8 protein-coding genes and 1 pseudogene are annotated in these 10,423 nt (G+C 78.7%); all 9 read left to right on the top strand.

Annotation, left to right across the window (positions count from 1 at the left end):
* Positions 1 to 1,504 precede the first annotated feature (1,504 nt).
* Positions 1,505 to 2,524 (top strand): hypothetical protein, encoded by a 1,020-nt coding sequence (locus EJA20_RS19195; protein ID WP_205687560.1) that lies wholly within the window; start codon positions 1,505 to 1,507, stop codon positions 2,522 to 2,524.
* Positions 2,521 to 3,555 (top strand): HAD-IIA family hydrolase, encoded by a 1,035-nt coding sequence (locus EJA20_RS16930; protein ID WP_129339711.1) that lies wholly within the window; start codon positions 2,521 to 2,523, stop codon positions 3,553 to 3,555. The genes EJA20_RS19195 and EJA20_RS16930 overlap by 4 nt, the downstream gene beginning before the upstream one ends.
* A gap of 287 nt (positions 3,556 to 3,842) precedes the next feature.
* Positions 3,843 to 4,058: a hypothetical protein gene (locus tag EJA20_RS16925; protein ID WP_129339710.1), complete on the top strand. Its 216-nt coding sequence runs from the start codon at positions 3,843 to 3,845 to the stop codon at positions 4,056 to 4,058.
* Positions 4,055 to 4,999 (top strand): TlyA family RNA methyltransferase, encoded by a 945-nt coding sequence (locus tag EJA20_RS16920; RefSeq protein ID WP_276319556.1) that lies wholly within the window; start codon positions 4,055 to 4,057, stop codon positions 4,997 to 4,999. Before EJA20_RS16925 ends, EJA20_RS16920 begins: the two co-directional genes overlap by 4 nt.
* A complete protein-coding gene (locus tag EJA20_RS16915) occupies positions 4,996 to 5,925 on the top strand; it encodes an NAD kinase (protein WP_129339709.1) in 930 nt (309 codons plus the stop codon). The genes EJA20_RS16920 and EJA20_RS16915 overlap by 4 nt, the downstream gene beginning before the upstream one ends.
* Positions 5,922 to 7,661: a DNA repair protein RecN gene (gene recN, locus EJA20_RS16910; RefSeq protein ID WP_129339708.1), complete on the top strand. Its 1,740-nt coding sequence runs from the start codon at positions 5,922 to 5,924 to the stop codon at positions 7,659 to 7,661. Before EJA20_RS16915 ends, recN begins: the two co-directional genes overlap by 4 nt.
* A 5-nt stretch (positions 7,662 to 7,666) precedes the next feature.
* The gene (gene steA, locus EJA20_RS16905) at positions 7,667 to 8,854 is read left to right on the top strand and encodes a putative cytokinetic ring protein SteA (protein WP_129339707.1); all 1,188 of its coding nucleotides are present in this window, start codon (positions 7,667 to 7,669) and stop codon (positions 8,852 to 8,854) included.
* A gap of 153 nt (positions 8,855 to 9,007) precedes the next feature.
* A complete protein-coding gene (locus EJA20_RS16900) occupies positions 9,008 to 10,087 on the top strand; it encodes a copper transporter (protein ID WP_129339706.1) in 1,080 nt (359 codons plus the stop codon).
* Positions 10,084 to 10,423 (top strand): annotated as a pseudogene (locus tag EJA20_RS19190) (hypothetical protein); the annotation flags it as partial. The gene EJA20_RS16900 and the pseudogene EJA20_RS19190, both read left to right, overlap by 4 nt.

The raw sequence follows: 10,423 nt of genomic DNA, 5'->3' as shown, positions 1-10,423 counted from the left end.
CAGCGCCGATGGTACTGCACCCGCCAGGGTGTGGGAGAGTAGGACGCCGCCGGACACTTTTCGCGCGAAAGGCCACCCCGCACGGGGTGGCCTTTCGTCGTTCCAGGGGAATCACTCACTTCGCGGTGAGGCGGACGGCGGGGATCTCGTCGGTCGGCGCTGCGGTGCCCTCCGCGGCGCACCGAGGCTGGCGGCACGCCAGGGGCTCCGACCGCTTCTTCGAAGCAGCCGTTCATGGGCGTGGCGGACCGTGTGCTCGACGCCGCGTCGAGCTCCACCGGAGCCCGGACAGCGTCCTCTGTCCCTCGGTCGTCCGCCCGGGCCGTCGATCCTCGTCTGCGGCCCTGATGTCGTCGAGGCCCTGCGAGCGCTGCCGGTGCTCGAGGACGCGCGTGGGGGTCGGGGCGCGTGGGGAGTCGGGCCGACCAGGGCGGTGCGGCCAGGAGGCCGGACGGTTCGCCTCCGCTCGGCCGGCTGCCGGCCGGAGCGCCCCGGGGCAGATCCCCAGCCGGTGAGCGCGGCGCGACCGGCGTGACAGCATGCAGTTCTGCAGGACGACGAGAGGCATCCCACGATGAGCAGCGAGAGCCGGCCCCCGCGCCGATCCGACGACGACCGTTCCACCGCCGGCTCGGCCGGCGACGGGCGCGCCCCGCGGCGTCCGTCCGGGGGCGGTCCCGGCGGGCGCTCCGGCGGCGGCTCCGGGCCGCGGACGCCCCGCGTCGCCGGTGCGGGTCGCGCCGGTGGTTCCTCGTGGCAGGACCGTCAGGGTGGCGGGGGCAGCGCTCGTCGTGAGGGCGGGTCCTCCTGGCAGGACCGTGGTGCCGGTGGTGCTCCGCGTCGTGAGGGCGGGTCCTCCTGGCAGGACCGCGGTGAGCGTGGTGCCGGTGCACCTCGTCGCGAAGGCGGGTCGTGGCAGGACCGCGGTGCCGGTGGTGGTGCTCCCCGTCGTGAGGGTGCGCGGGACGAGGTGCGGCGTCCTGGCGGCGACGGCGCTCGTCGCCCGGCCGGACCGTCCCGCGGCGGCGTCGACCGGCCCTGGTCGGCCGACCGTCCCTCCGGCGGCGGCCGCGGTGCCGACGCGCGCGGCGCCGGCGGAGAGGGCCAGGAGCGCCGGCCGTGGCGCGACGCGGGCCAGCCGGCCCCCCGCCGTTCCTTCCGCGACGACGACCGCTCCGCCGGTCGTCCGCGGCGCGACGACCGCTCCGCCGATCGTCCGCGGCGCGACGACCGCGACGGGCCCCGCCGGGACGACGGCCCCCGCGGTACGGGGGGGAGCCGCGACGACCGTGGCGGTCGCCCCGCGGGTCGCCCCGACGGCGGGTTCCCGACCCGCGGCGGCGCCGGTCGTCCCCGCGACGACCGCGGGGACGCGCGACCTCCCCGCCCGGTCGGTCCGGAAATCCCGGAGGACGTCGTCTTCGGCACGCTGCCCCGCGACGTCCGGGCGCGCCTGCGCACGCTGAGCAAGGAGAACGCAACGCTCGTCGGACGTCACCTCGTCATGGTGGGCCGGCTCCTCGACGTGGACCCCGAGGCCGCCTACGAGCACGCGACGGCGGCGGTGGCCCGCGGCGGGCGGGTGGACGTCGTACGGGAGGCCGCCGGGCTGGCCGCCTACCGCACGGGCCGGTACGCCGAGGCGCTGCGCGAGCTGCGGACGGTGCGGCGGCTGAACGGCTCGTCCGAGCACCTGGCCGTCATGGCGGACTGCGAGCGAGGGCTCGGGCGTCCTGAGCGCGCCCTCGCCGTGGCGCAGGAGCCGGGCGCCGAGACGCTCGACCCCGAGGGGCGCGTCGAGCTCGCGATCGTCGTGAGCGGTGCGCGGCTCGACCTCGGCGACCCCGACGCCGCCCTCGCCGCCCTCGCCCAGCCCGAGCTGCGCAAGGCCACCGGCCTGCTGCGGGTGCGCCTCGCACAGGCCCGCGCCACGGCGTTCGACGCGGCCGGCCGCCCGGCGGACGCCGAGGCCGAGCTGGCGCCCTTCGGCGCCGAGCTGCTCGCGGAGGCCTCCGGGGAGATCGACGAGGACGAGGAGGTCCTCCTGTGGGACCTGCTCGAGGACGCGGACGACGCCGACGGCGCCGACGACGCCGAGGGCGCGGAGGACGGCTCCGACGACGACGGGGTGGACGCGGACGGCTCCGACCAGGAGGGCCCCGACGGGCCGGCTCCCGGCAGCGACGGCTCGGACGTGGCGGGCACCGAGGGCTCGGTCGGGGAGAGCCCGGTCGGGGAGAGCCCGGTGGTCGAGGGCCCCGGCGACGAAGACTCCGGCGACGAAGGCACCGGGTCCGACGCAGCCGACGGCGGGGAGCCCGAGGATGCCGGCGACGAGGGCACAGGGCTCGGCGACTCCGGGTCCGAGAGCACGGACTCCGACGGCACCGGAGCCGAGGGCACGGACTCCGGCGAGTCCGGGTCCGAGGGCACCGGTTCCGCGGGCACCGCGTCCGCGGGCAGGGGGTCCGAGGGCGACGGCGGCGACGGCACGGGCACGCCGACGCAGGGGGACGGCCGGTGAGCGCCGGTCTGATCGGGTGCGAGGTGCCGCTCGTCGAGCGGTACGACCTCGCGCTCGTCGACCTCGACGGCGTCGCGTACCGCGGTCACGAGCCGATCGACGGCGCGTCGGACTCGCTCGGCGCCGCGCGCACGGCCGGCATGCGGCTCGTCTTCGTCACGAACAACGCCTCCCGTGAGCCCGAGGAGGTCGCGGCGCAGCTGTCGGGCCTGGACATCCCCACGTCGCCCGACGAGGTGATGACCGCGGCGCAGGCCTGCGCCCAGCTGCTGACCACACGGCTCTCGGCGGGGGACCCCGTCCTCGTCGTCGGCGGCGCCGGGCTGCTCACGGCGGTGCGGGAGGCCGGCTTCACCGTCGTGGCCTCCGCGGACGACCGTCCCGTCGCCGTGGCGCAGGGCTTCGCCCCGGAGATCGGCTGGGAGCGGCTCGCCGAGGCCGCCTACGCGGTCCAGCGCGGCGCGTGGCACGTGGCCTCGAACCTCGACCTGTCGCTGCCCACCGCCCGCGGCTACGCGCCGGGCAACGGGTCGCTCGTGCGCGCGGTCGTGGCGGCGACGGGCGTGGAGCCCGCCAGCGCCGGCAAGCCCTCGCCGACGATGTACCGCCTGGCGGTCGAGCGGCACGGCGCGCGGCGGCCCCTCGTCGTGGGGGATCGGCTCGACACGGACCTGGCGGGCGCCCGCGGCGGCGGGTTCGACGGGCTGCACGTCCTCACCGGGGTCAACAGCGCGCGGGACAGCGTCCTCGCGCCGCCGCACCTGCGGCCCCACCTGCTCGGCGCCGACCTGCGGTCCCTGCTCGTGGCGCACCCCGAGCCCGAGCCCGGCGCGGAGGGTTGGTGGACGTGCCGCGAGGCCGCCGCGCGGGTCGTCGACGGCCGCCTGGAGCTCCGGGGGGCCGTCACCGGTACGGACGAGCCGGCGCTGGACGTCGCGCGCGCGGCCTGCGCGGCCGCCTGGGCCGCGGTCGACGCCGGCGACGCCCTCGACGCGGCGTCGGTCCCGGAGCTGGCGAGCGCCTCCGCCTGAGGCCGGGCCGGCGCGGTCGGCCGGTCGGCCGCCGCGGGCGCGGTGAGCCGCCCCCAGCCCCGGCCCGGCCCCGGCGGTCGGGGGCCGGGCGCGGCCGTCCCGGGGGCGTCGGCGGCAGCGGGTAGCGTGACGCCGAACGCCGACGAGAGGGGTGCGCACCGATGAGCCAGGCAGCACCGGGACCGCGTCCGGGGGTCCCCGGCCCCCGGCCCGGCACGCCCGGTCCGCGGCCCCGCCCGGCGGTCCCCGGGCCGGCGGCGACGTCGGACCCTGACCGGCGCGCGGGCGTGGCGGGCGTCGAGCGGTGGTCCGACCCGGTGGACGGACCGGCGGAGCCGGACGCCGTCGACGCCGTCGACGGGGCCGACGGGGTCGACGGCGGCGTGGAGGAGGCGCTCCACCTGCTGGAGGGCCTGGAGGACCGGCCGGTCGCGGAGCACGTCGAGGTGCTCGACGCGGTGCACGGCGCCCTGCGGGACCGGCTCGCCGACGTGGGCCGGTGAGCGCCGTCGTGGACGTACCCGTGGACGTGCCCCTGGACGCACCCTTCGAGGCCGCCCGGCTCGACGCGGAGCTCGTGCGCCGCGGCCTGGCCCGCTCGCGCCGGCAGGCCGCGGAGCTCGTCGGCGCCGGGCGGGTGCACCTCGACGGGGTCCCCGTGCAGCGGCCCTCGACCCGGGTGCGGGACGGACAGACGCTGCACGTCGAGACGGACCCGTCCGACCCGGGCTGGGCGTCGCGCGCGGCGCACAAGCTCGTCGGCGCCCTCGACGCCCTCGCGCCCGCGGGCCTCGCGGTGGCGGGGCGCACCTGCCTCGACGTCGGCGCCAGCACCGGCGGCTTCACCGACGTCCTGCTGCGCCGCGGCGCCGGCCGGGTGGTCGCCCTCGACGTGGGGCACGGACAGCTCCTCGACCGGCTGCGCACCGACCCGCGGGTCGACGTGCGCGAGGGGGTCAACGCCCGGGACCTGCGCCCGGGGGACGTGCCGGCCCCCGACCTCGTCGTCGGGGACGTCTCCTTCATCTCGCTCGCCCTGCTCGTCGGACCGCTGGCGGCGCTCGCCACGCCGGGGACGGACCTGCTCCTGCTCGTGAAGCCGCAGTTCGAGGTCGGCCGGGAGCGCCTCGGGGCGGGTGGTGTGGTCCGCGACCCCGCGCTGCGCCTCGACGCGGTCCGCGCCGTCGTGCGGGCCGCCGCCGATGCCGGGCTCGCGCTGCGCGACGTGGTGCCGAGCCCGCTCCCGGGCCCCAGCGGGAACGTCGAGCTGTTCGTCTGGCTGCGGCCGGCCGGCCCCGGCGCGGCCGGTGCCGCCCCTGCGCCCGAGGACGTCGAGGCGCTCCTCGCGCGCCACCCGTCGCCGACGGCGGCCGCCGCGGCACCGGGCGGCCGTCCCGCGGCACGTCGTGGCGCGGACGGCGACGGCGCGGGGGAGGCGCTGTGAGGCGCCGTGCCCTCGTCGTGGTGCACCGGGGGCGCCCCGAGGCCCTCGAGGCCACGGACGAGGTGCTCGCCGAGCTCGAGCGCGCCGACGTCGACGCGGTCGTGGCGGGCGACGACGACGCGCTCACCCCGTCGGTGGCCGACGTCGACCTCGTCATCGTCCTCGGCGGCGACGGCACGATCCTGCGGGCGGCCGAGCTGACGCGGGAGTGCGGTGCCCCCCTGCTGGGCATCAACCTCGGGCACGTCGGCTTCCTCGCCGAGGCCGAGCGCGAGGACGTGGGCTCCACCGTGCGCCGGCTCACGAGCGGCGCGTTCACGATCGAGGCGCGGACGACCGTCGAGGTGGTCGTCCGGGTGCCGGGGGGCCCGACGACGACGGGGTGGGCACTGAACGAGGCCGCCCTGGAGAAGGCCGACCGCGCTCGGATGATCGAGGTCCTCGTCGAGGTCGACGGCCGGCCGCTGTCGTCGTTCGGCTGCGACGGCATCATCGTCGCGACCGCCACCGGATCGACCGCCCACGCGTTCTCCGCCGGCGGGCCCGTGGTCTGGCCGGACGTGGACGGCATGATCGTCGTGCCCGTGTCCGCCCACGCGCTGTTCGCGCGACCCCTCGTCCTCGGCCCGCGCACGGTGCTCGCCGTCGAGATGCTCGAGCGCTCCCCGGACGCCGCCGTGCTGACGCTCGACGGCCGCCGCCGCCTCGAGGTGCCGCGCGGCGCCCGCCTCGAGGTGCGTCGCAGCCCCGTGCCCGTGCGGATGGCGCGCATGAGCCCGGCGCCGTTCACCACGCGCCTGGTCAACAAGTTCGCCCTGCCCGTCGTGGGGTGGCGGGACGGCGCCGCCGCGCGCCGGCCCGGTGCCGCCGGCGCGCCCGGGGCCACCGACCCGCGCCTGCCGGGACCGGGGGAGGGCGGGGCGTGATCGAGGAGATCCGCATCCGGGACCTCGGCGTGATCGGCGCCGCGGACGTGCGCCTCGGCCCGGGCCTGACGGTGCTCACCGGTGAGACCGGCGCCGGCAAGACGATGGTGCTCACCGCCCTCGGCCTGCTGCTCGGCGTCCGCGCCGACCCGGCCGTGGTGCGGACCGGGGCCGCCGCCGCGTCCGTCGAGGGCCGGGTGGTCGGGCTGGAGGGCTCGGCTGCCGCCGCGCGGGCGCAGGACGCGGGCGCCGAGCTGGACGAGGACGGCGCGCTCCTGGTCCTGCGCACGGTGACGGCCACCACGACCCAGGCGACGGGCCGATCGCGCGCCTTCCTGGGGGGCCGGTCCGTCCCGCAGGGCGTCCTCGGCGAGCTCGCGGACGCGCTCGTCACCGTGCACGGCCAGGCGGACCAGGCCCGCCTGCGCTCCCCGGCGCACCAGCGGGAGGCGCTCGACGCCTTCGCCGGTCCGGAGCACGCGGCGACCCTCGCCGCGTACCGGGCGGACTGGGCGCGCCGCCAGGCAGTTGCGGCCGAGGTCGCGGAGCTCGTCGCCCGTGCCCGGGACCGCCAGCGGGAGGCCGAGCTCCTGCGGCTCGGGCTCGAGGAGGTCGAGCGCGTCGACCCGCAGGCGGGGGAGGACACGGAGCTCGACGCGGAGATCGAACGGCTCGCGCACGCCGAGGAGCTGCGCACGGCTGCGGCCGGGGCGCACGACGTGCTCGTCGGGTCGGACGACCCGGGCAGCGAGGGCGCGGCGGCCACCCCGGCGGTGGACGCCGCGCGGCGCCGGCTCGAGCAGGCCGGGCACCACGACCCGCGCCTGGCCGAGCTCGCCACCCGGGTGGCGGAGGCCGGGTACCTCCTCGCCGACGCCGCGGCCGACCTCGCGGCGTACGGGGACGACCTGGCCGCCGACCCGTTGCGGCTGGACGCGGCGCAGGCCCGCCGTGCGGAGCTCACGGCGCTGGGCCGACGGCACGGGGGCGACGTCGCGGCGGTGCTCGCGTGGTCGCAGGACGCCGCGCGCCGGCTGCTCGACCTCGAGGGCGGCGACGCCCGGGTGGTGGACCTGCAGGAGGAGGAGGCGGCGCTGACGGCGCGCCTGGTCGCGACCGCAGCCACGCTCCACGCCACGCGCGCCGGGGCCGCGACCCGGCTCGCGGCGGCCGTCGGGGCCGAGCTGGCCGGGCTGGCCATGGCCGGCGCGCGCCTCGAGGTCCTCGTCGAGCCGCTGGACGAGCCGGGCCCGCACGGCGCGGACCGCGTCGAGATGCTGCTCGTGCCGCACGCGGGCGCGCCGGCACGCCCCCTCGGCAAGGGCGCCTCGGGCGGCGAGCTCTCGCGCGTCATGCTCGGCCTGGAGGTCGCGCTCGCCGCCGAGGGCGGCCAACGGGGCGAGGCGCCGGGCACGTTCGTCTTCGACGAGGTGGACGCGGGCGTCGGCGGACGTGCCGCCGTGGAGGTGGGGCGCCGGCTCGCGCACCTCGCGCGCGGGTCGCAGGTGCTCGTCGTCACGCACCTGGCCCAGGTCGCCGCGTTCGCCGACCACCACCTCGTGGTGACGAAGTCCCGGGCCGGCGGCGTGGACGTCGTCACGGCCTCGGACGTGCGCGCCGTGCACGACGAGGACCGGGTGCGCGAGCTCGCCCGGATGCTCTCCGGGCAGGAGGACTCGCAGGTGGCGCGCGCGCACGCGGCTGAGCTCCTGGAGGCCTCGTCCGTGGGACGATGACGCCGATGAGATTCTCCCTGCGCAAGGCCGCCCCCGTCGCCGACGGCGCCGACGTGGTCGGTCCGGCGCGCGTGGACCACCGCACCAAGAACCTGACGAAGCGGCTGCGGCCGGGTGACGTCGCGGTGATCGACCACCTCGACCTCGACCGCGTGTCGGCGGAGGCGCTCGTCGGGTGCCAGCCGGCGGCGGTCCTCAACGCGTCGCGGTCCACGTCGGGCCGCTACCCCAACCTCGGGCCGGAGATCCTCGTGGGGGCGGGCGTGCCGCTCGTCGACGACCTCGGGCCGGACGTCATGACGATCGCGGAGGGCCACGAGCTGCGGCTCGTCGACGGTGCCGTGTACGCCGGGGACACGCTGGTCGCCGAGGGCGTGCTCCAGACGCCCGGCACCGTCGCGGAGGCGATGGCGGCCGCGCGCGAGGGGCTGTCGGTCCAGCTCGAGTCCTTCGCCGCCAACACGATGGACTACCTGCGGCGGGAGCGGGAGCTCCTCCTCGACGGCGTCGGCGTGCCGGACGTGCGCACCTCGCTCGAGGGCCGCCACGCCCTCATCGTCGTGCGCGGCTACCACTACAAGGAGGACCTCGTCGTCCTGCGGTCCTACATCCGCGAGTACCGGCCGGTGCTCATCGGCGTGGACGGCGGCGCGGACGCGATCCTCGAGTCGGGGCTGCGGCCCGACCTCATCGTCGGGGACATGGACTCCGTCTCCGACCGCGCGCTCCGGTGCGGCGCGGAGGTGGTGGTCCACGCCTACCGCGACGGGCGCGCCCCGGGCCTGGCCCGCGTGGAGGCCCTCGGCGTCGACCACGTCGTCTTCCCCGCCACGGGCACGAGCGAGGACGTCGCGATGCTCCTCGCCGACGACAAGGGCGCCGAGCTCATCGTCGCCGTCGGCACGCACGCGACCCTCGTCGAGTTCCTCGACAAGGGCCGCCACGGGATGGCCAGCACCTTCCTCACGCGGCTGCGCGTGGGCTCCAAGCTCATCGACGCCAAGGGCGTCTCGCGGCTCTACCGGCACCGCATCTCCAACCTCCAGGTGTGGCTGCTCGTGCTGGCCGGGCTGCTCGCCCTCGGGGTGGCCCTGGCCTCCACCGAGGCGGGGCAGACGCTGCTCGGCCTCGCGGCGGCGCGGTGGGACGACGTCGTGTCCTGGGTGACCGGCCTGTTCGGCGGCGCAGGATGACCTCCGCCCGCCCCGGCCGTCCGCCGCGTCGACCGCGATGACCGCGGCCCCCACCCCTCGGGTGCGGCTCGCCCTCCCCGCTCGCACCGCCCTCCCCGCGACGGCCGCGCGCCCGGCCCCCGCACCGTCCGTCCCCGACCGGGAGCACCACCTGTGATCGACTTCCGCTACCACCTCGTCTCGCTCATCTCGGTGTTCCTGGCCCTCGCGGTCGGCATCGCGCTGGGCGCCGGCCCCCTCGAGCAGACCATCGGCGACTCCCTGACCGGGCAGGTCGACCAGCTCCGGGTCGAGAAGGAGGAGCTGCGCGCCGAGCTCGACGAGCAGGCGGCCGCGACGAGCGACCTGCAGGCCTTCGCGGGCGCCGCCGGCCCGCGGCTGGTCGCCGGGGCGCTCGAGGGGCGCCGGGTCGCGGTCGTGGCGCTCGGGGAGGTCGACGGCGAGCGGCTCGCCGCGATCCGCGCGGGCCTCGAGGCCGCGGGCGCCGGGCTCACCGCCCAGGTGACGCTCACCCCCGCCTGGACGGACCCCGAGCAGCGCTCCTACCGGCAGGCGCTCGCCGGCACGCTGGTGCAGTACCTGCGCCCGGCCCCCGCCGCGGACGCCGGCCCCGCCGCCGAGCTCGCCACCGCGCTCGTCCAGGGGCTCACGCGGCCCGACGTCGCGGGCACGGACGCGCTCGCCGCGGACGGGCGGCTGCTGCTGGAGCTGCTCTCGACCGGGGACACGCCGCTGCTGTCCCTCGGCGAGCCCGTCGAGGCGCCGGCCGACGCCGTCGTGGTCGTGCAGCCCGTCGCCCCCGAGGTCGCCACGGAGGAGGAGGGCACCGCCGCGCCCGCCGCCGAGGCCACCGAGGCGGCCGTCGCGATCGTCCGGGCGGCCGGCACCGACGCCGAGGGCGGTGTCCTCGCGGACGGGCCCGGCGGTGCGGACAGCCTCACCGCGGCGGTCCTCGCGGACGGCGACCTCGCCGACGACGTCACCACGGTGACCGGCACCGAGGGCGTCGTGGGCACGACCGTGCTGCCGCTGGCGCTGGCCGCCGACATCGGGGGCACCGTCGGCCACTACGGCGAGGGCGCGGAGGACCCCTCGGCGCTGCCTCCCGTCGTCGCCCTGGACCCCCCGGACCGCGCCGGCCGTGCCGCGGCCGCGGCCGCGGCCGCGGCGGCGCCCGCCACCGACGCTGCCGGCACCGCCGGGGACGCCGCCGCCGGGGGCACGGAGGGGTGAGCACGACGCAGGGTCCGCGTGCCGCGTCCGGCTGGCGCCGCACGGCTGGCGCCCCGGCTCCGGTCGAGGCCGTCGAGGCCTCTGTGCTGCGGGCCGCGGTCCCGGTGCTGCGGGCCGCCGGCGGGGGAGCCGTGGCCACGCGCGTCCTGCGGGCGCTGCTGGACGCCCGCCCGCCCGGCGGCGCGGCGCGGTGGACGCGGACGAACCACGCCGGTGCCGACGTGAGCCTCCTCGAGGGGCCGGCGGTCGCCGCCGGGGTCCTGGTGGGCTCCGTCGCCGGCACGCGCGGGCGGGCACCGGGCCGCGGCGCCGCGTGCGCCGCGGGGGGCGCCGACG

The sequence above is a fragment of the Cellulomonas endophytica genome (genome assembly GCF_004123805.1).
Taxonomy (GTDB): Bacteria; Actinomycetota; Actinomycetes; order Actinomycetales; family Cellulomonadaceae; genus Cellulomonas; species Cellulomonas endophytica.
The sequence above is the reverse complement of the archived record's forward strand: the minus strand, read 5'-3'. Positions and strand labels throughout refer to the sequence as shown.